The 22,473-nt window shown below is 63.6% G+C and carries 19 protein-coding genes; 11 read left to right on the top strand and 8 right to left on the bottom strand.

The window, feature by feature from the left end; genetic code table 11:
* Nucleotides 1–145 precede the first annotated feature (145 nt).
* The 8 genes from QH196_RS22200 (at nucleotide 146) to QH196_RS22165 (ending at nucleotide 9,764) form a co-directional block, all read left to right on the top strand.
* Nucleotides 146–775 (top strand): MspA family porin, encoded by a 630-nt coding sequence (locus QH196_RS22200; protein ID WP_348538100.1) that lies wholly within the window; start codon nucleotides 146–148, stop codon nucleotides 773–775.
* An 81-nt stretch (nucleotides 776–856) separates the two neighbouring features.
* Nucleotides 857–1,519 (top strand): MspA family porin, encoded by a 663-nt coding sequence (locus QH196_RS22195; protein WP_280417742.1) that lies wholly within the window; start codon nucleotides 857–859, stop codon nucleotides 1,517–1,519.
* Nucleotides 1,520–1,724: 205 nt separating this feature from the next.
* Nucleotides 1,725–2,930 carry an acetyl-CoA C-acetyltransferase gene (locus QH196_RS22190; RefSeq protein ID WP_280417741.1) on the top strand — a complete coding sequence of 402 codons (1,206 nt, stop codon included), beginning with the start codon at nucleotides 1,725–1,727 and terminating at the stop codon, nucleotides 2,928–2,930.
* Nucleotides 2,931–3,471: 541 nt separating this feature from the next.
* Nucleotides 3,472–4,581 (top strand): NDMA-dependent alcohol dehydrogenase, encoded by a 1,110-nt coding sequence (locus QH196_RS22185; protein WP_280417740.1) that lies wholly within the window; start codon nucleotides 3,472–3,474, stop codon nucleotides 4,579–4,581.
* Nucleotides 4,582–4,846: 265 nt separating this feature from the next.
* A complete protein-coding gene (locus QH196_RS22180) occupies nucleotides 4,847–6,271 on the top strand; it encodes an aldehyde dehydrogenase family protein (RefSeq protein ID WP_280417739.1) in 1,425 nt (474 codons plus the stop codon).
* A gap of 42 nt (nucleotides 6,272–6,313) precedes the next feature.
* Nucleotides 6,314–7,099, top strand: a complete 786-nt coding sequence (locus QH196_RS22175; protein ID WP_280417738.1) for an aldolase — start codon at nucleotides 6,314–6,316, stop codon at nucleotides 7,097–7,099.
* Between the two features lie 132 nt (nucleotides 7,100–7,231).
* Nucleotides 7,232–7,912 carry a helix-turn-helix domain-containing protein gene (locus QH196_RS32570; protein WP_432279535.1) on the top strand — a complete coding sequence of 227 codons (681 nt, stop codon included), beginning with the start codon at nucleotides 7,232–7,234 and terminating at the stop codon, nucleotides 7,910–7,912.
* Between the two features lie 1,234 nt (nucleotides 7,913–9,146).
* Nucleotides 9,147–9,764 carry a TetR/AcrR family transcriptional regulator gene (locus QH196_RS22165; RefSeq protein ID WP_280417737.1) on the top strand — a complete coding sequence of 206 codons (618 nt, stop codon included), beginning with the start codon at nucleotides 9,147–9,149 and terminating at the stop codon, nucleotides 9,762–9,764.
* A gap of 120 nt (nucleotides 9,765–9,884) precedes the next feature.
* Here the strand turns inward: QH196_RS22165 and QH196_RS32565 are convergent, their stop codons facing one another.
* The 7 genes from QH196_RS32565 to QH196_RS22130 form a co-directional block, all read right to left on the bottom strand.
* On the bottom strand, nucleotides 9,885–10,601 hold the full coding sequence (locus QH196_RS32565) for a transposase family protein (protein WP_432279539.1): 717 nt from the start codon (nucleotides 10,599–10,601) through the stop codon (nucleotides 9,885–9,887).
* 189 nt (nucleotides 10,602–10,790) lie between these two features.
* The gene (locus QH196_RS22155) at nucleotides 10,791–11,762 is read right to left on the bottom strand and encodes a formylglycine-generating enzyme family protein (RefSeq protein ID WP_432279538.1); all 972 of its coding nucleotides are present in this window, start codon (nucleotides 11,760–11,762) and stop codon (nucleotides 10,791–10,793) included.
* Nucleotides 11,763–11,853: 91 nt separating this feature from the next.
* Nucleotides 11,854–12,174 (bottom strand): DUF202 domain-containing protein, encoded by a 321-nt coding sequence (locus tag QH196_RS22150; protein ID WP_280417736.1) that lies wholly within the window; start codon nucleotides 12,172–12,174, stop codon nucleotides 11,854–11,856.
* Nucleotides 12,171–12,551, bottom strand: a complete 381-nt coding sequence (locus QH196_RS22145) for a YidH family protein (protein ID WP_280417735.1) — start codon at nucleotides 12,549–12,551, stop codon at nucleotides 12,171–12,173. The genes QH196_RS22150 and QH196_RS22145 overlap by 4 nt, the downstream gene beginning before the upstream one ends.
* A complete protein-coding gene (locus QH196_RS22140) occupies nucleotides 12,544–13,695 on the bottom strand; it encodes a sulfotransferase family protein (protein ID WP_280417734.1) in 1,152 nt (383 codons plus the stop codon). The genes QH196_RS22145 and QH196_RS22140 overlap by 8 nt, the downstream gene beginning before the upstream one ends.
* Nucleotides 13,696–13,715: 20 nt before the next feature.
* Nucleotides 13,716–14,498 (bottom strand): SDR family oxidoreductase, encoded by a 783-nt coding sequence (locus tag QH196_RS22135; RefSeq protein WP_280417733.1) that lies wholly within the window; start codon nucleotides 14,496–14,498, stop codon nucleotides 13,716–13,718.
* Between the two features lie 2 nt (nucleotides 14,499–14,500).
* The gene (locus tag QH196_RS22130; protein ID WP_280417732.1) at nucleotides 14,501–15,667 is read right to left on the bottom strand and encodes a hypothetical protein; all 1,167 of its coding nucleotides are present in this window, start codon (nucleotides 15,665–15,667) and stop codon (nucleotides 14,501–14,503) included.
* A gap of 80 nt (nucleotides 15,668–15,747) precedes the next feature.
* Here QH196_RS22130 and QH196_RS22125 point away from each other — a divergent pair, with 80 nt between their 5' ends.
* Nucleotides 15,748–16,671 carry a helix-turn-helix domain-containing protein gene (locus QH196_RS22125; RefSeq protein ID WP_280417731.1) on the top strand — a complete coding sequence of 308 codons (924 nt, stop codon included), beginning with the start codon at nucleotides 15,748–15,750 and terminating at the stop codon, nucleotides 16,669–16,671.
* 12 nt (nucleotides 16,672–16,683) lie between these two features.
* On the opposite strand, the gene QH196_RS22120 is transcribed toward QH196_RS22125, so the two are convergent.
* On the bottom strand, nucleotides 16,684–18,201 hold the full coding sequence (locus QH196_RS22120) for an MFS transporter (RefSeq protein ID WP_280417730.1): 1,518 nt from the start codon (nucleotides 18,199–18,201) through the stop codon (nucleotides 16,684–16,686).
* Nucleotides 18,202–18,651: 450 nt separating this feature from the next.
* Here QH196_RS22120 and QH196_RS22115 point away from each other — a divergent pair, with 450 nt between their 5' ends.
* A complete protein-coding gene (locus tag QH196_RS22115; protein WP_280417729.1) occupies nucleotides 18,652–21,009 on the top strand; it encodes an arylsulfatase in 2,358 nt (785 codons plus the stop codon).
* A 44-nt stretch (nucleotides 21,010–21,053) separates the two neighbouring features.
* Complete coding sequence (locus QH196_RS22110) at nucleotides 21,054–22,469, top strand: DUF1254 domain-containing protein (RefSeq protein ID WP_280417728.1); 1,416 nt, start codon at nucleotides 21,054–21,056, stop codon at nucleotides 22,467–22,469.
* Nucleotides 22,470–22,473: the final 4 nt, after the last annotated feature.

The following is a 22,473-nucleotide window of genomic DNA, read 5'->3' as shown; positions in this document are numbered from 1 at the left end:
AATTACCCGGCAGGACATCTCCCCTGCCGGTCGGGCAGTGTCCGTGCCCACTTCGGTTCGATCGAGATGAGGTTCAATGATGAATCCGCCTTTTCCCGCCGCTGCTCGTGCATCGGCAATTTTCCGCCTGGCGAGAAATCTGGCCGTGGCCGGAGGTGCCGCTATTGCGGCCATCGGCCTGTGGTCGGCAGGTGCGGCATCCGCGGATGCCTTTGTCGCACTGCCCGACGGACAGGAGACCGCTCCCGGGGTGAAGATCACCCGGACCGGGGAACGGGCGACGGTCTCGCCGTCGTTGGCGGCCAACGGCGCCGGTCGGGTGGCGTGGGTCTCCGGGACGATCACCGCGGAGGTCACCGATACACCGAAGGTGGAAAGGCCCGGGCCTTATTCGGCGCCGGCAAATGGAAACGGAACGAACAACTCCTCCACGCACGGTGCCTCGCAGGTCAATGCCGGTTATATCGTGGGCTGCCAGGTCAGCATCGGGGACAGGGCGATTACGGCGGGTATGTCGGCCAACGTCGGCACCACGAGTGCCGGATTGAGCGGTTCGGTGGGCTTGCAACTGGGCCCCGGGGAGGTCGGTCTGGTCCAGGTCGGTTTCAAAGACATTCTGGAACCAGGGGTTTATGCGGTCGGTTACCGCGATTACGAGATCGATGTTCAGGGCTGCGGCGGCTACGCCCAGGCCCGCTCCTACGCCGTGGTCGAGATCATCGGCAACAACTATTCGAAGACAGTGCTGTACGGCGCGCCCTTCAGCATCGGCTGAGCCCGGTCCGGCTTCGAACCCGATAACCGCCCAATCTATTTCATTCACCAGCCCGAACCGCACTCGAACGAGGATCCCCCGATGACTACCACAGCGCGTACTGCGTCGCTCCTTGCGGTCGCCGCCGCCACCGCCGGCCTGCTTTCGGCCGGTACGGCCGACGCCGACACATTCGTTCCGCTGCCCGGCGGCACGATCAGCGAAACCCTGGCCGACGGGACCGCCGTCACGGTGACACTGACCGGAGAGTCCGCACTGATCAATCCGTCCATGGGCGCTACACCCCTCCACCGCAACGTATGGGTTTCCGGCACTGCCCGAGTAGAGATCGCCGGGGCGAACGCAGGCAGTTCGCGCAGCAGGATTCGGCCCGGCTACGTCGTCGGCTGCCAAGTGAACATCGGTGGTGGGAATGTCACGGGTGGCGCCGGCGTCACTCAGCCCGCAGGTGGCGACCCGCAGGGCAGCACCTCGGTCGGAGGCGCGTTGAGCCTCGGGCCGGGCCAGGCCGGGACGGTGTATCTGCTGGATACCGAGAGCCCCGATGCCTTCGGTGACAGTGTCCACAAGCCGTTCACCATGTTCAGTGGACCGGAGGGCAGCGTGGCTTGGAAGAACTCCACCATCGGGTTGAATGGCTGCGCCGGATACGCACAAGGGCGCTCCTTCGTCCGTATCGAGGTGGAAACCCGCCAGGTGAAACAGGACGTGACGCTTTGGGGCGCGCCGTTCAGTCTCGGGTAGTCGGTTCGAGTTACCCGCGTGCCCGCTTCGAGTGCATGGGTGCTGATATTTCCACGTAGGCGGCGGAGGTCTGTACCACCTACCCAAGCTGCCGCTGTCATTGCCTCGATTCTGCGCAGCGACACCAACTGATTCCGCACACCGACCCTCGCGGACTCCGCGCGCCGGCTCACGAGGCGCTGATCACCTACTCGAAAGGGTTCCCATGAACGACACCTCTGTCATCGTCGCCGGCGCGCGCACCCCCATCGGCAAGCTGATGGGCGCACTGTCCGGATACTCCGCCGCCGATCTCGGAGCGATGGCGATCGCGGGTGCACTGGACAAGTCCGGTGTCGCGGCGGGCGATGTGCAGTACGTGATAATGGGTCAAGTCCTGACAGCAGGAGCAGGACAGAACCCGGCGCGGATCGCGGCCGTCGCCGCCGGCGTTCCCATGAGCGTTCCTGCCCTCACGATCAACAAATTGTGTCTGTCGGGCATCGATGCCATCGCGCTCGCCGACCAACTCATCCGCGCCGGAGAGTTCGACATCGTCGTCGCTGGCGGGCAGGAATCAATGACCCGCGCTCCCCACCTGCTGGCAAACTCGCGATACGGGTTCAAATATGGTGCAGCAAGCCTGACCGACCACCTCGCGTACGACGGACTTCGCGATGCGTTCACCGACCAGGCGATGGGGGAGCTCACCGAGGCGCGCAACCGTGGGCCCGTCCTGGTCACCCGCGAGGAGCAGGATGAATTCGCCGCACGATCACATCGAAAAGCCGCCGCCGCATGGGACCGTGGTGTGTTCGACGACGAGGTCATCCCCATTCGTCTGTCTCGTCGCGGGCAGGAAGCACAGCTGGTCGACCGGGACGAGGGAGTACGCGCCGACACCACCGCCGAGTCGCTGTCACGACTGAAGCCGGTTTTCTCCGGCGACGGCACGATCACCGCCGGTTCGGCGTCCCAGATCTCCGACGGTGCGGCAGCCGTCGTGGTGATGCGTAAAGCCAAAGCCGAGGAACTCGGCCTCGACTGGATCGCCGAAATCGGCGCACACGGGGTCGTGGCCGGGCCCGATTCGTCCCTGCATGTCCAGCCGGCCAATGCGCTCATCGCCGCCTGCGCCAAGCAGAACATCGTACCGGCGGAGCTGGACCTGATAGAGATCAACGAGGCGTTCGCTGCTGTAGGCGTCGCTTCGACCAGAGCGCTGGGTGTCGATCCCGATCGCGTCAACGTCAACGGAGGCGCCATCTCGCTGGGACACCCGATCGGAGCATCCGGCGCCCGAATCACACTGCACCTGGCGCTCGAACTCCGACGCCGCGGCGGCGGTACAGGCGCCGCCGCGCTGTGCGGCGGCGGAGGCCAAGGCGACGCCCTGATCTTGCGGGTAGCTGCCGGTACCACAACCAGTTGATCCACCCACGTGTCGCGTGAGCCTGCGCCCGTGACGCGTCACGGTTTCGACTGGTTCAGTTCGGTTTGTATGGCTGGTGGAATGGCCGCGCAAATCGTGCTCGGCGCCCGGGCCTCGTGGCCGTGACTCTACCCGGGTTACTGGGTCGGCGAGTAGCGCAGTTCATTGTGGCCGATCGGTCGGAGAACAGCGCGTGCCGGCCGGTCGCGTTATAGATCTCCATGTATCCGCCCGGGACCCGGTCGAGTCGACCGGTTGCTGGCGCGGGTGTTCCAGCCGAGCAGAACAGCCGACTACCTCTCCACAGGCACACCGCCGTACGCGGTATGCCCAGGCGGGCGTCGGGTTGTTGGTGCTGCCGGTCCGCGGAACAGCTTTGCCCCCGGGTGGAAATTGCCCAGGAGGTAACAATATTACCTCATAGGCTTGACGTGGTATGCGTCGCGAGGCAAACTCAACCCCGTTGAACACCGCGACCTGCCGACCCGATGCGCTGCTTGAGCCGGGGGTTGTGGCCCCGATAAGCCGGAGGTTTGAATCAATGAGAACTCGCGCGGCGGTGCTGCTCGGTCCGGGGCGGCCCTTCGAGATTGTCGAGTTGGAACTGGATGAACCGGGACCGGGGGAGGTGCTCATCAAATATGTTGCGGCGGGCCTGTGTCACTCCGACCTGCACTTGACCGATGGTGAATTGATGCCCCGCTACCCGATCGTAGGAGGGCACGAGGGTGCGGGGATAATCGAAGCCGTCGGTGAAGGCGTGACCCGGGTGAAGGTCGGTGACCACGTCGTATGTAGCTATATCCCGAGCTGCGGTACGTGTCGTTATTGCGCCCGGGGTAAGGCGAACCTGTGCGATATGGGTGCGACCATCCTGACGGGCAGTATGCCCGATGGATCCTTTCGGTTCCGTTCGGGCGGTGCGGAATTCGGTGCGATGTGCATGATCGGCACATTCGCTGAGTACTCGACGATCTCGCAGTATTCGGTTGTGAAGGTCGACGACTGGCTTCCGTTGGACACGGCCGTGCTGGTGGGGTGTGGCGTTCCCGCGGGGTGGGGGAGCGCCATCTACGCGGGCAATGTCGGTGTCGGAGATACTGTTGTCATCTACGGCGCCGGCGGTTTGGGTACGAATGCGATTCAGGCGTCGGTAGATGCCGGGGCCAAGTACGTAGTGGTTATCGATCCCGTTGAGTTCAAACGAGATACCGCCCTGCAGTTCGGCGCCACCCACGTCTTTGCGGACTCATCTACTGCTGCGGTGGCCGTTGATGATCTTACCTGGGGTGGCGGTGCCGACCAGGCATTGATTTTCACCAGCATCGTCGACGAGGAAGTTGTGCGGAACGCTACGTCCATTATCGGAAAGGGCGGCACGGTCGTGATCACCGGCATCGCGTCCCCGGAGCGAATGAATGTCGTACTCAACAGTACCGATATCACTCTGAACGAGAAAACAATAAGGGGCTCGCAATTCGGGTCGTGCAATCCACAATTCGATATCGTCAATCTGCTGAGACTGTGGAATCTCGGAAAATACAAACTGGATGAACTCGTCACTTCGCGGTATACATTGGAGACTATCAACGAGGGGTATGAAGACCTTCGCGCCGGCAAGAATATTCGGGGGGTCGTAATGCACAGGTAAGGTCGGCCCGGGCTCGCTTCTGCGTCCGGTGAGGTCCCGGAGGGGCGTGCCGCCGTCTGCGCTTTGCGGATTCGAGAATTTCGGCACGGGGTGAATCGACTTCGGGCTCGGAAGCGTATGACTTCCTCGTGGAAGCACATATTTCAATTTCTCCATCTTATGCGTGCCGGATTCGGGCTCTGGCGGGCGGCGTATTCCGGCGCCCGGCAGTCGACGGACTCCGCCGAGGCAGCAAGCAAGGATTCCGAAAACAAGGAGTTGACCATTGTCTCGTACGTTCGAGATGCTCATCGGTGGCCGGTTGACCGAGGGCGACCGCAGTCTCGATGTCATCAATCCCGCCACAGAAGAGGTCATTGCGCGCTGTGCCTGTGCCTCTGAAGACCAGGTCGACGAGGCCGTAGAAGCGGCGGCCGCCGCTTTTCCGGCGTGGGCGGCACTGGGTGTCGCTGAACGGTCGAAGTATGTGTCGGCGATCGCCGATGTCATCGAACAGAACCAGGGCGAGTTGGCGTCAGTGCTGACTGCCGAACAAGGGAAGCCGCTTTCTTTGGCGGACTTCGAGGTCAGTGGTGCCGCCGCCTTCTTCCGGCATGCCGCAACCTTCGGTCTCGAGCCGAAGACGATAGAAGACACCGAGGCCAAGAAGGTACTCCTGCACCGACGCCCGCTGGGTGTTGTCGCCGCCATCACCGCATGGAACTTTCCCTTGTTGCTGATGGCATTCAAACTGCCCTCTGCGCTCATGGCTGGTAACACGGTGGTAGCCAAGCCCGCTGCGACGACTCCATTGGCAACACTATTGCTGGGTGAACTGATCTCGGAGGTCGTGCCTTCAGGCGTCATCAATATCATCGCCGATGCGAATGATCTGGGCGACCGGCTCACCGGGCACCCGAAGGTGGCAAAGATCTCCTTCACCGGGTCTACCGCGACCGGATTGAAGGTGGCGCAGAGTGCGTCACGCTCATTGAAGCGGATGACCCTGGAACTCGGCGGCAACGATGCCGGAATCGTGCTCGATGATGCGGACCCCGCCGCAATCGCCCCGGGGATTTTCGCGGGCGCCTTCATGAACAGTGGCCAGGCGTGCATCGCCTTGAAGCGACTGTATGTTCACGACTCGATTCACGATGAGTTGGTCGACCGGCTGACAGTCCTGGTCGGTGCGAGCGTGCTGGGAAACGGTGCCGACCCGGCTACGACCCTGGGGCCGCTGCAGAATCGTATGCAATACGAGCGGGTACTCGAATTACTGGACGAGGGGCGGGAAAAGGGCCGTGTGGTCGCCGGAGGAAATCCGGTCGGCGGTCGGGGGTTCTTCGTCGAGCCGACCCTCATCGTCGACATCGACCCCCAGAGCCGGTTGGTTCAGGAGGAGCAGTTCGGACCGGTCCTTCCGGTGATCCGATACTCCGATCTCGACGAGGTCATCGATATCGCCAACGAATCGGACTTCGGACTCGGAGCTTCCGTATGGACGTCGAATCCGGAGCGAGCGCAGGAGATTGCAGCCAGGTTGCACGCCGGTACCGTCTGGATCAACCAGCACATCGATCTCGGACCGCACATCCCCCAGGCAGGTGCGAAGACCTCGGGCATCGGCATCGAGATGGGTGAAGAAGGTCTACTCGAATATACGCAGCCTCAGGTTGTCAATGCGGTGATGGGATCGATTCCATCTGTATGACCGATCGGAACGATCCTTCAATTGGAATAGGAGGTCTCCTCGATGGCTGATCGAGTGCGAGACTTGAGTAAGTACATGCGACGCGAACTGTCCGACGAATTAACCGGACTGGGCTGGTCTCCTCGTGAAATGGTCGCCTTGTCGTGTCGAATACTCGCTGCTGAGAAGCACTGTTTCGCGCTGGCGGGTCAAGTGACGAGCAGAGTGGGCGACGGTACCTTCTGGACAGTTCCTTGGAGTCCTGCATTCGATGCTGTGAGTACCGATGACGTTATTCGTATCGACGATGACCTCAATACCCTGGAAGGTACTGCACAGCCGAACCCCGCCATCAGATTCCACTACTGGGTCTATCGGGCGCGGAAAGACGTCAACTGCATTGTCCACACACATCCCCCCAATATTTCGGCGCTTTCGATGTTGGGAAGGCCGTTGCAGGTCTCTCATATGGATACGATGCCGTTGTTCGACGATGTTGCGTATCTACCGGATTGGCCCGGAGTCCCGGTGGGGGACGAGGAGGGGCGGATCATTTCGGAGGCGTTGGGCTCGAAGAGCTGTATTCTCCTGGCGCATCACGGGATGTTGACCACGGGCAGGACCATCGAGGACGCTGTGGTTCTCGCCCTGATGATGGAGCATGGGGCTGCGCTGCAATTGCGAGCCGAGGCGGCGGGTGAAATTCGTCCGGTGCCCGACCCTCTCGCGCACGAGGCGCAGCGCTTCCTGGTTCAGCCCAGTATCGTGCAGGCAACTTTCCGTGCGTTCGCTGATCGCGCCTTACGATCAGATCCGGGAGTCATTCGGGCGGCGGTCGAATCTGTGTGAGGGTGTGTACTTCGCCTCCCGCAGGTGGCCGGCGTACCGATACCCTCGTTGTGCCATCGTCCTCGATCTCCTGACCCGGATCAGCCGGCGGGTGAGCCGAAGGGCTGCCGTGGTGCGAGCCGGATCGGTCGAATGTGTCTGCGGGTACCGGAGCGGCTGAACACAGACCGGCTGCCGGACTGCACCGGGCTCTTTGAGTGCTCGAGTGCCGGCAAGCCGTCGAGGAAGGTGAAGTACGCTCCTTTCATGGGGACCGACGCCGACATAGAGACGGCTCTGGCCGAGCGTTTGCTCGCTCTTCGCCAGGAACATGGCCATACCCTGTCCGAACTCGCCCGCAGAACGGGACTCTCCGCTGCGCACCTCTCGCGTTTGGAAAAGGGCATCCGGCAGCCCTCGATCGGTGCGCTTTTGCAGCTGGCGCGCTGTTACGAGTTGACACTGGGGCAGCTGGTCGGGGAAGAAGTCAGCGAACCCTATCATCTGGTGCGGTCGGCGTCGGCTGGGCGCTTGTACAAGACAGACAGTGCGTCGTATCGAGTCCTGAGTGGCCCCGGGCTCCCGGTCAGCGTCGTCGAGGTCGTCATTGCCTCCGGCCAGGTCTCGGGAACGGTTTCGCACCGCGGCCTAGAGTGGCTGCACGTTCTGTCCGGAGCTATCGATCTGTCCATAGAGCGCGATGTGCTGATCCTCGACGAAGGCGACTCGATACAATTCGACGCGGGCCGGCAGCATCAGATATCGGTTCGAGGGCAACACTCGGCTCGACTGTTGCTCGCCTCTACTACGGTCGTCGTCCTGCCCCCTGGTTGAGCAGGTCTCTGCGGTGGGCATTCGTCGGAGCGTCTGCTGTCGTGGGCCTCTAAGTTCGGCCTCGGATAATGGATTCAGCGATGAATAAAAACTGGTCGGGCCGGAGACCTCACGGGTGGCGAGCGGGGGGGGGGGGGGGGGGGCGGGGGCGGGGGGCGGGGGGGGCGCGCGCCCCCCCCCCCCCCCGGGGGGGGGGGGGGGGGGGGGGGGGGGGGGGGGGGGGGGGGGGGCGGGCGGGGGGGCGGGGGGTGGTTCGGGGGGCCCCGACGTCTCCTGGGCTTCGGGGGCGGGGCGCGCCTGGGGGGCGCCCACGACGAAGAACATCACCACGACGAACAGGGCGAAGGCACCGTTGCGCAGCCAGAAAGAGAGGAATCCGTCCCAGGCCAGCGGACCGTCACGAAACACTGCCGCTCCCGCGGAGGGAGCCATGGCCAGCGCGGTGAGCACGCTGTAGGGCGCCACCCATTTCGGGAAAATCGGCTGCTCACTGGTATCGAAGCGCACGGCCAGCGCCAGCAGCAGGAACTGGGCGAGGAGCATACCGATCGGGGCGATGAAGATTATCCAGGCCATATCATTGAGCACGCGCACCAGCTCGTCGTCTCGTTCGGGCCGAAACGCCGCGACGGCGAAGAAGATATTCGACAGCGCGAACAAGGTCACCCCGGCCACCACCGAGGTGAGGTAGGAGTAGGCGAAGATCTGGGTCTGGCCCTTCATCCGCAGCATCTGGCCCATGATCAGGACGAAGAACGGCACGATCAGCACACCGCAGAGATTGAATCCGACCTGGCTGAAGCGGATCAGCGCGGTGTTGTCCTCGTAGAACCGGCCCACCTCGGCCGCGCTCATATTCGGCGACATCGGCGGGAAAAATCCTGGGAAGACCACGAACAGGACCAGTAACACCAGGGCCACCACGGGCGTCGACCACAGGATCACCTGTTGCGCTCTGAGTTCCGTGGCAGCCGGACGCACCGGCTGTGAATCGAATAGAACCTGCATAACTCTCTCTCCCATCGGGATGCGGATCAGCGCACCCGCTGACCGACGAAACTCAGGCCGTGAGCGCCGCGGATCTCGTGTGCTCGGTGTGAGTAGCGACGACCTGGCCGTGCGGCCCGCTACGAACCAACGAAGGCAGATTCGCAACTTTTCTGACGGTAGTCAATAATTGCCATGCGGTAGAGTTCCTGGTATGGCGGTAGCTTCATCAGGATGGAAGGCTGACGTGGGTCAGAAAAAGCGGGCGGAGCCGGTCCGGGCGCGCTCGCACGCGAGCCGGGAAGCGATCATGCAGGCCGCGATGGCACTGTGGCGCACCAAAGGTTTCGGCGCCACCACGGTGACCGATATCTGCAAGGCGGCGGGCGTTTCCAAAGCCCTGTTCTATGTGTATTTCGCACGCCGGGAAGATGTACTGCTCGAGGTCGAGGTGTTCACCATGCGGGACGCCCACGAAGCAGCACGAGCAGTCACCGCCGGCGGCCATGCGCTCGCCGAGGTGATCACCGTGGTGGTGGACACCCTGGCCACCCGGTCCAAGCGCTTCCCACCGGACCTCGTATTCGAAACGATCTTGGAGACCTACCGACTCGAGCAGCGCGTATTGAACGATGGCGGCACCGAAGCCGATATCGCCCACCTGTTCCTCGAACCTTTCGAGCAGGCTCAGCAGTCCGGCGAGATCGCCGCGGAGGTGGATGTTCCACGTGCCGCCCGGGTAGCGCAAATCATGGTCACCGATGCACTGCGGTGCTGGGCGGCGACCGGCTTCGGTGAGGAACTGCGCCTCGAGGCTCTCGCTGCCGAGATCACCGGGCTCGTTGCGACCATCCGGAAACAATGAGACCGCCGAGAGCGTGGCCGTTGTCCAGTTCCGCAGAATCCAGTCATACCCCGGTATCACTCGACCGGGCTGAATCATGCAATGCCCGGCCCGGTGTGGTGCGCCCACCGACCAAGCTATCTACCATCCGATAAAGAGCGTTTCATTGTCCACCTGTCGACCACATATCCTTTTGCATTGGGGTGGCGACCACAGCCGATCCAGTAACAGGACAATTACAACAGCCGCAGCAACGCGTGCTGGAACAACGTGGGGAGACTGTAGATATCCACAGTCCCGCGGTCGTCGCGGGGCCGTGGGGCGCAGCTCGTGTCGTAGCAGCATTCCGCGGGAGTGTCCAATTAGCGGCTCTGGCCCACTTTCGGTGGTGGCCGGCTGGTTCAGGCGAGAAGGATCCGTTGTTGGCGAAGTAGATCGGCGGCGGCGGAGCAAGGCGAAGTCGTCCACACTGAGCACCCTCGGCACTTTCTGGGTCTGCAGCGGGATGCCGAGCACTACCCGCACCGAAGTCTGCCGCGATAATCGCACCGACCAGCGCCCGAGCGTTCGGACCGCGGCCCGGCCGGCCAGCTCTCGCACCGCCGCACGCACGTGTCCGGTCAATCGGGTAGCGCGCCGCTGATAGCGTTCCACCACACCGGGGACTTGTTCCCGGAACGTGCGCTGGCATCCCTGTGTCGGGCAGTAGAGGCGCCGGACGCGGACCCGCACCATCACGCTGCGCCCGTCGACGGGCAGATCGGCCAGTCGCCGCTCGTGAACTCCATGAATGCGGGCCGATCCCGCACCACAGCCCGGGCATTCCGCCGCACCACCAGGAGTCCGGGCCCGGACCACCAGCCGCGAACCCGCCACACCCACATCCTCGACAGCCAGTGGCGCCAAACCTGAAAACAGCACGCCGACACCAACACTCACCTCAGCCACCGAGCTATCGTGCCGCCGTCACCTCACAGGCACCACCGAAAGCGGGCCAGAGCCCTTACTGAGATAGACCCTCACCACGGTGGCTGCCCACGCCCGGCGTCAGACCGTCCGAGCCCGACGCACGCATCGCAGCCCGATGTGACAGGTCGCCGTGTCCTCGTCCTGTCCCTGCCGAGCCGACGGCCGATAGCGCAGGCAGTAGTTGGGTGCACACAGAAATGAACCGCCCTTTATGACCCGCTGTGGCCGCTGCGCGTCGCCCACATCGCTGCGCACGACTCGCGGATTACGAGGGATACAGCATGCCGCCGAAGACGCCGCCTTGCCGCCTCGGCTGTGGTCAGGGGTGAAGAAGTCCTCGGTCCATTCCCAGACGTTTCCGGACATGTCGACCAGACCGTAGCCGTTGGGATCGAACCTGCCCACCCTCGTCGTTCCGGGAATCGGATCGGTTTTCAGGTTCTGCCAAGGAAACTCGCCCTGCCAAACATTGGCCGGCACGCCCCGACCGGGATGACGCGCATCGCCCCATGCGTAGTCGGCGCGATCCGCGCCTCCCCGAGCTGCGAACTCCCATTCCGCTTCGGTCGGGAGAGCCTTGCCGGCCCACGCGGCATAGGCCGCGGCATCTCGGTAGGAGATCTGGGTGACCGGGTGATGCTGACGGCCGTCGAGATTGCTGTGCGGACCTTCCGGATGGCGCCAGTCGGCGCCCGGCATCCATGCCCACCATCGGCGGTAGTCGTCGAGCGGTACGGGTCCCGGCGGCGGAGTGAACACCAGCGCACCCGGCACCAACAGCGCCGGGGCGGCCTCGGCGAACTCGTCGGGGTTCGGCGGAACCTCTGCCGTCGTCACATACCCGGTCGCCTTGACGAACCGGCGGAACTCCGCCACCGTCACCGGGTGTCGGTCCATCCAGAACCCGTCCACGTGCACCTGATGGCTGGGGCGTTCCTCGGGGTAGAAACGGTCCGATCCCATCCAGAACGTTCCGTCGGGTACCCACACCATATCCTTCGGTGCCGTGCCCACCGGCGCGGTCTCGTCGAGGTTGCGGACCCGGGGCATCCGCTCATACCTCATCGACCCCTCGGTTCTGTGTCGGCGAACTCGACCGAACGCCCGCAACCCTGCGTAATCATCACTGCTCACTTTCCTGTCAGTGCGCCGCGAGCTCGGCGATGCTCACCGCGAGAACAGACCCGCCGACAGTCGATGTCAGGGCGATCTCCATCGGCGTGCCGATATCGATGCGGCCACTGCGCAGTACACCGGCCCGTCGATGGGCCAGCACGGCTGTCGCCGATGCCGCCGCGCTCACCGTTAGGCTGCTGAGCGCCGAAGCCCAGCCCCATCCGTCCTTGATCCCCCCGTGCAGCACCAGGGCGGCGAGCCCCGACAGTGTCACAGCGGTTCGTCGCCATGACAGAGCCGTGCGCTCTACCTGGAGGCCTCCGTCACCTATCTGGTCGGTTCTCATCGGGGCCCCAGTGCGTATATGGCAGCGAGAACCGCGATCGTGGTGAGTCCGACCGCCACGACAACAATCATCCTCGTCGACGGCAGCGGCAGACCGCGGCGAATCGCTCGTTGGGCCGACCGGCGGTGGACGAATGCTCCGATGGTGAGGACCGCGGCGAGGCAAATGCAGGCGACCGCCAGCGCCCGCCACACCTCGGGACGCGAAACGTCATCGAGCTGCCGCACGGCCACACCCCCGGCGAGCAGGCCCATGGCCGTCCGAATCCACGCGAGAAACGTGCGCTCGTTGGCCAGGGTGAACCGGTAGTCGGGCTCGGCTTCCGTTTCCCCGTACCGCGCGGGCTGGGTCGTTCGGGCGCTGCTCGCGTCATACATGTTCGATATCCGCGAACTTCGCGACCACCTCGGATTCGGACAGACCGAAGTCGGCGAGGGCGTACCGATGAGAGGGACGCCGGGCACCGGACATGCTCTGCTCGTGCACGGCCGCAACCGCCTCGCGTGTCCGTTCGCTGAACGGTAGTCCGAAGTGGGAGTACACCTTCTCGACGGTCCCGACCGGATCTCGGACCAAGTCCTCGTATTCCACATCGAAGAACTGCGCAGGATCGGCTTTACGGCGTGCGGCCGAGAACGTGGCCATGCCGCGCGACCACAGCTCGAGCTGCGTCCTGCCGATGGTTGCGGCATCGAATGACGTCGACCAGCCGCGACCGGCCAATTCGGTGAGACTGCACACCGACCCGATCACCGACCTGGGATCACGATGTGTCTGGATGATCAAGGCATCCGGATAAACTCGCAGTATTTCGTCGATGGCGAAAACGTGGCTCGGATTCTTGAGCACCCATCGCCGGTCGCTGTCGTTGAGCCCGATCAACTGCAAATTGCGCTTGTGCCTGCGGTAGGCGTCGGTCCAGTCCTGCTCCGCGAGCCAGCCCGAGTAGGTCGGAACGTGATGAATCGACTCGAAGGACAACGACAGCATCGACTGTTGCAGTAGCCGCCAGCACTCCTCGACTTCCATGGCATCCATGTAGTGGGTGGCCATCATCTCGGGGTTGGCCTGATTCTGGGCCGCATAGTTGGCCTGGACCTGCTGAAAGTCGGTGTTATCCGGCCAGGTGTGCGGGGTCGGCCGCGGCTGTGGTCGTTCTGCCAACCACATTTCCACGCCCTGGTTGCCCGGATCGGCGCCGAGTAGCCGATGTAGCGCGGTGGTGCCGGTGCGCGGCAACCCGGTGACGAAAATGGGCCGCTCGATCGGTACGTCGGCATGCTCGGGATACTCGGCGAAGCCGGATTCGCTCAGCAGCCGGCCGACGAGTGCGCGCTGGACGGTTTCCCGCGCGACCTCCTGCCCGACCTGCGTCAATCCCGCTTCTAGATCGAATGATCCGAGGAGAACTCGCATGCCCTCCAGATAGTCGGTGGCACCGAAGTCGTTCAGTCCTGTCACTGCGGCCGCACGCGCATGCAGCTCCTCGACCGTTCCCACGGAGGCCTGATTCCTGCTCATCTACTTCGCTCGTTTCTTTCTCAGCGGTGGAATTCACCGCAGTTCACGTCAAGGCATTGACCGGTGATGGCGGCCGCCATCGGAGACGCGAGGAAGACGACCGCGTCGGCTATCTCACCGGGTTCCGGCAGACGGCGCAGATCCATCCTCGCTGCGGTCTGCGCATATACTTCGTCGGCGCTGCAGCCGCGTTCGGCCGCCACGATCCGGAAGTGCCGTTTCACGGCGTCGGCCCAGATATAGCCCGGTGCCACCGAATTCACGCGAACACCCTTGGGACCGATCTCGCTGGCCAGTGATTGCGACATGGCAAGCATTGCGGACTTCGCCATCTTGTACGTTCCGTAGACCGGGATCGAATGCCGGAGCACCATCGAGTTGATCATGACGATCGCCCCGCCCGATTCCGCCAGCGCCTGGGTGAACAGCTGACTGGTCCGCAGGGCGCCGATCACGGAGAGTTCGATGCCGGTTCGAATGTGGTCGTAGCCGGTATCGACCAGATTGGCCATGGACGGCTGTGTATACGCATTGTTGATCAGCGCGTCGACCCGTCCGCACTCCTCGACCGTCCGATCGACAAGGTGTGCTACCGCGTCGGCATCGGTCAGGTCGGTGGGGACGGTGACCGCGCGACGTCCTAGCGCCAGTACCTCCCGGGCGACCGCATCGAGCTTGCTCGGCGTCCGAGCGGCGAGAATGATATCGGCGCCGGCCTGTGCCGCCCGCAATGCGATCGAGCGACCGAGTCCCGGGCCGACACCCGCGATGACGACGACTTTGTCATGGAGAATTCCGGTCATCGTCACGCCACCATTCGATCCGCCACGGCGCGCTGTCGCGCCGCGATCCGGGCGGCGAAATCCGAGCGAGTGATGGCGTTCTGTTCGTAGAACGGAAGTTTCGCGGCGACTTCGCCGATGTCGACGATTTCGACAGTGGGTCCGTCCGCCGCCGTGAGCGCCCGGGACAACCGCTGCCAGCGCATTTGCAGATATCCACGTGAGTGGCCGAGAGTTTCGATCCAGTTGGCGATACCAGGATTTCGCTCGCTGACCACGAGCCGAATCATTCCGTCCGGATCCACTTCCGATTGGGCTGCCGTCAGCGACGTCTGATGGTTCACATAATCGAGCGACAAATACCACATGCTGCCGAGCTGGAACCCTTGGTACGGCGCATCCGATTTCGGGACGGTGATGATCATGGCTTGGTCGCCGGCGAGGTCGTAGTGGCCGACCGACGAGTACTGGGTTGCCAGCCCGCCGGGAGTGAACCGAGGCTCGGTCAACGTGTTGACCGGCAGCTGCAGGTAGAAGCGCTGCGGAAACGTGAGCCACGTCCGGATCCTGGTGACCAGTGCTGCTGCCGCTTCGGCATACCTCCGCTCGGCCCGCTCCTCGGTGAGGGCGGGCACTGCGGCCCCGGCAGCACCGACGCGTTCGATGCGAATCGTGCCGCGGGTCTCGGCCCAATCGCTGTAGACCTCGCGCACCAGCAATTGGCATGCTCCGGGCGCAAGGGTGTAATAGTTGGTGCGGCCGTTGGACGGCTCTCGCCCGAACCGCAGCTCGAAAGGTTCACCCGGCATGGTGTGCAGTTCACGATCGTCGAAGGCGATAATGCTCTCCGGCACATGACTGTCGGTATAGGCACCGCCGAGCACCTGAAAGCTGAGATCTACTGTGCTGCCCCGCTTTCCGGATACGACGTACTCGCCGTCGCCGGCGAGGTGGGCGACCCAGTACAGCGTGTCCGGGTTGTCGAGCCCCTGTTTGGTGAACGGCCCCGCGCCGGTGATGAAGATGGGGTCCCACTGTTGCGGCGCCCAGGCCGCATGCAGTGTGGCCTGGATTGCCGCGGCCAGGTATTGATAGCCCTCGGCACGGTCCTGCTCTGTCCGCACGTGCGGGGCGTTCACCACCAGCTTTTCGGCCTCGGATATCGCGGAAGCGAGGAGGTCGGTCAGCATGAAGAACTCCTTATGGTCTAAATATCGACCGATGCGGTAGGATCCCGCCGCAAAGGTATGAATGACATGAGGATGGGTCAATGACGGATTCCCGATCAGCGGGCACATTCGCACCAGGGCAGTACTCGCCCCCGACGGCGCGCGTACTGCAGGTGCTTGATTTTCTCGTACATCATCAGGGGCAGCGCTTCGGCCTGTCCGAACTGGCACGGCGATGCGATATCACCAAGCCGACCTGCCTCGGCATCATCACCGAGCTCACCGAGTGGGGGTACCTCACCCGTGATGCCGCCGAGAAGACATACGGCCTCGGCCCTGCGCTGGTCAAAGCCGGCCGTGCCGCCCAGCACGACTTCGCCTTCGGTTCGATCGTGCACGATCGGCTGGACGTGTTGAGCAAGCGATTCGGCACCGTATGCACCGCGGCGGGCGTAGTCGGCGGCAAGATCATGTTGCTCGATGTCGCGGGCCCGCCCGGCGTGCGGCCGCCGGCCGTCGGCGAGGTATACCCGTACGCACCTCCGGTGGGCCTGATGTTCACACTGTGGCAGCCCGACGGTGAGCTCGAGCGCTGGTTGCAGCAAGAACCCGCATTGATATCGGAACCGGATCTCGAGCGTGTGCGAGAGGTCGCCGCCGATTGCCGGAATACCGGGTACCTCATCGAACGACTCACCCCGACCATCCAGCGGCTGAATCGCTTGATCGCCGGTGTCGCCGCCAGCGATCTGCCCCCTGATGTCCGGGCCGCGGCCGGTGAACTGGCCTCCAACATGGGTGAGCGGATGATCTCCAGCGCAGCACTCGCCGATGAGTCACAGCTACACAGCGTCAATTTCATCGCGGCACCGACGTTCGACTCCGACGGCCGGCAAGCGCTCGTGCTCACGGTGAATGTCGGCGGCGAGATCACCGGCGCCGATATCGCCGAACGCGGAGCCGCGTTGCTCGAGATCACAGACGAAATCACCAACGAAGTCGGGGGACGCAACCCCTTCGAGTGACACCTCATCTCATCACCCCGCGGTGGCCGGCGTGGTATCACGCCCATCCGCGACAGTTGCTGCGGCTTTGACACCGCCCGATGCCGGCGTCCGCCCATGCCGCATGATCAGAGCGACGACCAGGCCGGCCGCGCCGATCGCCGAGGCGGTGCAGAACGCGTAGACGAATGCATTGTCGGAGTACACGATGTGATGATCACCAGCGTCGGCATAGAGGACATTGGCGCTGAGGACCGCACCTAGGACGGTGACCCCCGTCGCCACGCCGAGGCTGTTGGAACAGCCGAGCACCCCGGCACTCGCGCTCGTCTTCGACGCCGGCACCGCCTCGACCACGAGGTTGGACCCCGACGCATAGAAGAAGCCCATGCCGATGCCCAGGCAGGCCACCAAAATACTGATCTGCCACCGGTATTCGTGCACGAAGGCGAGCAGGCCGAGGACGACCGTGAAGGCCGTCATCGCCATGATCAAACTGGTACGCGGGCCCACCCTCTTGGCCACCAGACCTCCCAACGGTCCGGCGACCATGGTTCCGACACCCAAGGGCGAGGTCCACAGCGCGTAACCGAGTGCCGACAGGCCGAAGCCGTAGGAAATTCCGGCTACTCGTGGCGATTCCATCATCAATGGCAGCAGGAACGAGTAGCCACCGAGGACGAATCCGCCGAGGAACGACGCGAGCAGTGTCATCCGCATGGCCCTGCCCCAGATGAGCCGGATATCGATCAGCGGTTGCGGCGATCGCAGCTCCTGCCCGACGAACAGCGCCAGCAGTACCACCGCCAGCCCCACGACGAGCCACAATCGCATCGAAGTCCAGCCCCATGCCCCGCCTTGACTGATCCCGAGTAGCAGGAGTCCGGCGCCGCTGCCGAGCAAAAGCGCACCGAGAAGATCCAGACGGTGCGGCAGTCGCAGCGGTGACTCGGGAGCGATCACGTAGACCACCGGGGCGAGCACAGCGACGTAGCACAGCAGAAACCAGAAGATCGCCTGGTATCCGAAGGTGGTGGCCAGATAGCCACCGAGCAAGGGGCCGACGATGCCATTGAGGCCGATCCCGGTCGACACCGCCGCGAGCGCGATCGGCACGAGACGCGCCGGGAAGATATCGCGAATCAGACCGTAAGCGACCGCAGTGATGCCGACACTGCTGGCCTGCAGCGCACGGCCGATCAGCAGGATCGGGAAGCTCGGCGCGACGGCGCATATCAACGACCCGACCGCGAACATACCGGCAATACACATCAATACGCGCTTCTTGCCGTATATGTCGCCGAGTTTGCCGAGGACCGGTTGGCACACCATGCCGACCAAACTGACGATGGTCAACACCCAACCGATGTTGGGTGTCCGGAACTCACCGGCCATATATCGCAGCGAGGGGTACACCATGCTCAGCTCCAGCGGGGCTATCTCGAAGAGCAGGATGGTTGCCACCAGAACCGCGATGTAATACCGCGTAGGCCGCTCCGGCGTTACGGATTTGTCGGTGGTGTCGCCCGAACGGGCGCTATCAGAAGACACGGCTGGACTCACTTCCAGGTGCCGGCCGGGAAGGCCGGTTTCAGATCATGACGAGTGGTCGATATTTAGACCACCTCGGTCGAGTGATGGGAGTCACCGTAAAGGACACCGAGCGTGCCGGTCAATGCGCGGCTCCCACGCAGTGGACATCACTGCGACATCCACATCCACCGATCGCCCCACCCGGGCCGCTCGAGGTCCACTGATGCATGCCGGCTCCGACACTCGACCCCGCCCGGCACCGAACCCCTCTCTTCAGCGCAGGAAGACGGTTATTGACCCGGAATGCCGACGACTGTAACCTCTGTCTCATATTTCGACCGTCTCGGTCTATATTTCGACCGCACATCTGGCGGTGAAGACGACACGTCACCGACGCACGCAAGAGCAGCAGATCCCCCGGGGGGGCCGCGACTGCCGTGCGCAAGCCGGCCCCCGAGAGGAACCGCATTGAACAGAAACGTCCTGCCGATCGAGCTGCGTGGCGCGCAGGTATCGCCCGCGATCGATATCCGCGACCACGCTCCGGCCTACGAACCCGTCCCCACCGTGACAGCTCCGGAGGGCGCGCCGAATGTCCTGCTGATCCTGCTCGACGACGTCGGATTCGGGGCCTCGTCGGCTTTCGGCGGGCCCTGCATGATGCCAACCGCCGATCGCCTTTCCCAAGAAGGACTGCGCTACACCAGGTTTCACACCACAGCACTGTGCGCACCGACCCGCATGTCACTACTGACCGGCCGCAATCACCACAGCGCCGGCATGGGCACGGTGCCGGAACTGGCGACGTCGGCGCCGGGATACACCGGTATCCGGCCGGACTCGATGGCAACCATCGCCCGCGTCCTGGGCGGCAACGGTTACGCCACCGGCGCGTTCGGAAAAATGCACGCCGTTCCCGGCTGGGAAACGACCGAACTCGGTCCGTTCGATCGATGGCCCACCGGCGAAGGCTTCGACAAGTTCTATGGATTCCTCGGTGCGGAGACCAATCAGTTCGTCCCCCGCCTCTACGAAGGAACAACGCCGGTCGATCCACCGAAAACGCCGGAGCAGGGATACCACCTGTCCGAAGACATCGTCGACCAATCAATCGATTGGATCCGATCGGTGCAGACCCTCGATCCCACCAAGCCATGGTTCGCACACGTGAGCTTCGGTGCCTGCCACGACCCGCTACACGTACCCGAGTCGTGGCGTGGCCGCTACCGCGGCAAATTCGACCACGGCTGGGACGACCAACGGCTTCGGACCTTCGCCAGGCAGCGGGAACTCGGCATCGTCCCACCGGACGCTCAACTGCCGGAGTGGAAGCGCGAGGGCATACCGTTCTGGGACGACCAGAGCGATCTGGCCAAGGAGACCTCTGCCCGGCTCATGGAGCTGTACGCGGAGTTCGCCGAGCACACCGATGCCCAGACCGGCCGGTTGATCGATGCTCTCGAACAATTGGGTGAGCTCGAGAACACCCTCATTTTCTACATCCTCGGCGACAACGGCGCGGCGGCCGAAGGTGGCCCGCACGGGATGGTCAATCTCATCCGCCTCGCGAACGGAGTTACCGATGACCCCGAAACCATCCGCGCCGCGTTCGACGAACTGGGGAGCCCGAGCACCTATCCGCACTACCCAGTGGGCTGGGCGGTGGCGATGGACACGCCGTATCAGTACGCGAAGAAGGTCGCGTCGCACTACGGCGGTACCCGTAACGGCATGATCGTGTCCTGGCCGAAGGGGATCGAACGGGGTGGCGAGTTGCGCCACCAGTGGCACCACTGCATTGACGTGGTACCGACCATCCTCGAAGCCGCCGGCCTGCCCGCACCAGACTACGTCGACGGCGTCAGGCAGAGTCCCATCGAGGGAACCTCGTTCGCGTACACCTTCAACGACCCCGACGCGGCGGACCGCCACACCACCCAGTATTTCGAGATGTTCGGTAACCGCGGCATCTACCACCACGGATGGACAGCGGTGACCTGTCACCGGTCCGGATATCCGGCCGCAGAGGGCGCGGCCCCCCGCTCGGACAGCATCGCCGACGATGTGTGGGAACTCTACGATACGAGCAGCGACTGGACCCAGGCTGTCGACGTTGCCGCCGAGTTCCCGGAGAAACTCGCGGAACTGAAGCAGCGGTTCCTGATCGAAGCCGCACGCCACCGGGTACTTCCCATGGACGACCGCGTCCGAGAACGCTTCATCCCCAGCCTCGCCGGTCGGCGTGAGCTGATGGGCGGACGCACCGAGATCACCTTCCATCGCGGTATGCGCGGACTTGCCGAGGACGCGGCGCCGAACTTCAAGAACACCTCCTTTGCCGTCACGGCATCGATCACGGCGCTGTCGACAGTATCGGCGAACGGTGTGATCATCGCCCAGGGCGGCCGATTCGGCGGATGGACGTTCTTCCTCGAGGACGGCCACCTCGTCTACTGCCACAATCTCTACGGTTCGCATCGAACGTACGTGCGCGCAACAGAACCCGTTCCCGCCGGAGCACACCTGGTCAAGCTGCAATGCCGATACGACGGCGGCGGACTGGGCAAAGGCGCGACCATCGTGATCGATATCTGCGGTCGTCGCGTCGCCGAAGGACGGCTCGACCGGACGACTCCGTTCGTCTTCGGGCTCGCGGAAACCCTCGATATCGGCATCGACCGCGGTACCCCCGTGGTACCGGACTATCCGGCAGGTCCTTCGAACGCCTTCAACGGCGATATCGACTATGTCCGCGTGGAACTGGGCGACGACTGCGTCGATGTTCCCGCAGAAGATCACGAGCGAATCCAGCTGATATTCCACTGACCGCTTTCACCTGCCGAAGAGATACCACCACAGGAGCGCCCCGCATGTCTTCCGTACCCGACCCTTCGATTCCCCCCGATGACGTAGCCGGGCTCACCGCCGAGTCGTTCGACTGGGGTATCGGTCTCGCTGGGTTCTACGAATTGCGTCACGTCTTCGCTGTCCACCAGGACAATCCAGCCTATCGGGGGATCAATCGGATGCAACCGACGCTCGAACTGTTCGATGCGTCGGTGCGATATGCGACCACGGTCAACGCCTCGACCCTGTATTCCGGCGGTGTTTTCGATGTCTCGGCCCAGCCCATCGTGATCGAGACCGACGAGGTGCCCGGCGAGCGGTACTGGAGCGTCCAGGCCGTCGATCCATATATCAATTGGTTCTTCATGATCGGTTCGCAATTCACCGGCAACAGCGCCCAGCGCTACGTCATCGTCGGTCCCCGATGGACAGGCAAGTTACCTGTGGGGTTGGCGGGCACACAGATCGTCCGGTCGCCGTCGCAATCCTTCTCGATCGCCGTGCGCGTCGCGGTGACGACACGAACAGACGAGGATATGTCCGGCGCCCGGCGCGCGGTCACGGGCGTGCGGGCGGCACCATTGAGCCAGTGGCACGCGAATGGCGGAAGGGTGCCGGACCTTCGAGACCAGCCCGTCGAACGCGGCAGGTACCCGGCGTTTCCGCGCATGGACGTCATTTCCGATATCGGGACATCGATGACAGGCGTCGATTTCCTGCAGTTACTGAACATGATTCTCGACGACCCCACGATGCCCCTGCGGACCGACTCGCGCACCGAACGCGAGATCCTGGACCGGATTTCCGCACTCGGTGTTCGCCCTGGCGCCCGCTTCGATCCCGCGGCGTTGACCGATGAGCACCGGCAGGCGATCGAGCGTGGCTTTATGCAGGCGCGGCGGGATGCGCGGAACACGTTCGAGAAGAAGCAGATCGACATGAACGGGTGGCGATTGCAATCGAGCCTGTTCCACGATGACGCGGACCTCCGGGCAAAAGCCGGTGCGAATGACATCGCGTGGGGAACGCCGGTGCCGTATCAGTCGCACACTATCGCGTATCTGTTCGACGACAGCGACGGCCGGCCACTGGATGGCGCGCACGCCTATACCGTCACCTTCGCCATGAACGACCTCCCGCCGGTGACCGAGTTCTGGGAACTTCCGATCTACGACGCTCACGGATATTTTATCGACAACCCCGAAAACCGCTACAGCGTCACGAGTTACCTGCTCTCGGCCGGCGCGTACAGCGTCTCCGACGATCGGGTGACCTTCTATTTGCAGCCCGACCGCCCAAGCGATCCCGATCAGGCGCGGAATTGGCTGCCGACTTCGTCACGTGACCTCTTCCAGCTGGCAGCTCGCTTCTATGGCCCGCGCACCCCATTGATCGACGGCTCGTACTCGATGCCCGCCGTAATTCGATCAACTCCCTGAAGAC

Origin of the sequence: Nocardia carnea (assembly GCF_029868325.1) — a bacterium.
Taxonomy (GTDB): Bacteria; Actinomycetota; Actinomycetes; order Mycobacteriales; family Mycobacteriaceae; genus Nocardia; species Nocardia carnea_C.
This window is presented reverse-complemented; position numbering and strand designations above follow the sequence as displayed.

Excerpts from the sequence above, each read along its gene's own strand:
- QH196_RS22195 (WP_280417742.1), top strand. The coding sequence starts at position 857 with ATGACTACCACAGCGCGTACTGCGTCGCTCCTTGCGGTCGCCGCCGCC.
- QH196_RS22190 (WP_280417741.1), top strand. The coding sequence starts at position 1,725 with ATGAACGACACCTCTGTCATCGTCGCCGGCGCGCGCACCCCCATCGGC.
- QH196_RS22185 (WP_280417740.1), top strand. The coding sequence starts at position 3,472 with ATGAGAACTCGCGCGGCGGTGCTGCTCGGTCCGGGGCGGCCCTTCGAG.
- QH196_RS22175 (WP_280417738.1), top strand. The coding sequence starts at position 6,314 with ATGGCTGATCGAGTGCGAGACTTGAGTAAGTACATGCGACGCGAACTG.
- QH196_RS32570 (WP_432279535.1), top strand. The coding sequence starts at position 7,232 with ATGTGTCTGCGGGTACCGGAGCGGCTGAACACAGACCGGCTGCCGGAC.
- QH196_RS22155 (WP_432279538.1), bottom strand. The coding sequence starts at position 11,762 with ATGCCCCGGGTCCGCAACCTCGACGAGACCGCGCCGGTGGGCACGGCA.
- QH196_RS22150 (WP_280417736.1), bottom strand. The coding sequence starts at position 12,174 with ATGAGAACCGACCAGATAGGTGACGGAGGCCTCCAGGTAGAGCGCACG.
- QH196_RS22145 (WP_280417735.1), bottom strand. The coding sequence starts at position 12,551 with ATGTATGACGCGAGCAGCGCCCGAACGACCCAGCCCGCGCGGTACGGG.
- QH196_RS22140 (WP_280417734.1), bottom strand. The coding sequence starts at position 13,695 with ATGAGCAGGAATCAGGCCTCCGTGGGAACGGTCGAGGAGCTGCATGCG.
- QH196_RS22135 (WP_280417733.1), bottom strand. The coding sequence starts at position 14,498 with ATGACCGGAATTCTCCATGACAAAGTCGTCGTCATCGCGGGTGTCGGC.
- QH196_RS22130 (WP_280417732.1), bottom strand. The coding sequence starts at position 15,667 with ATGCTGACCGACCTCCTCGCTTCCGCGATATCCGAGGCCGAAAAGCTG.
- QH196_RS22125 (WP_280417731.1), top strand. The coding sequence starts at position 15,748 with ATGACGGATTCCCGATCAGCGGGCACATTCGCACCAGGGCAGTACTCG.
- QH196_RS22110 (WP_280417728.1), top strand. The coding sequence starts at position 21,054 with ATGTCTTCCGTACCCGACCCTTCGATTCCCCCCGATGACGTAGCCGGG.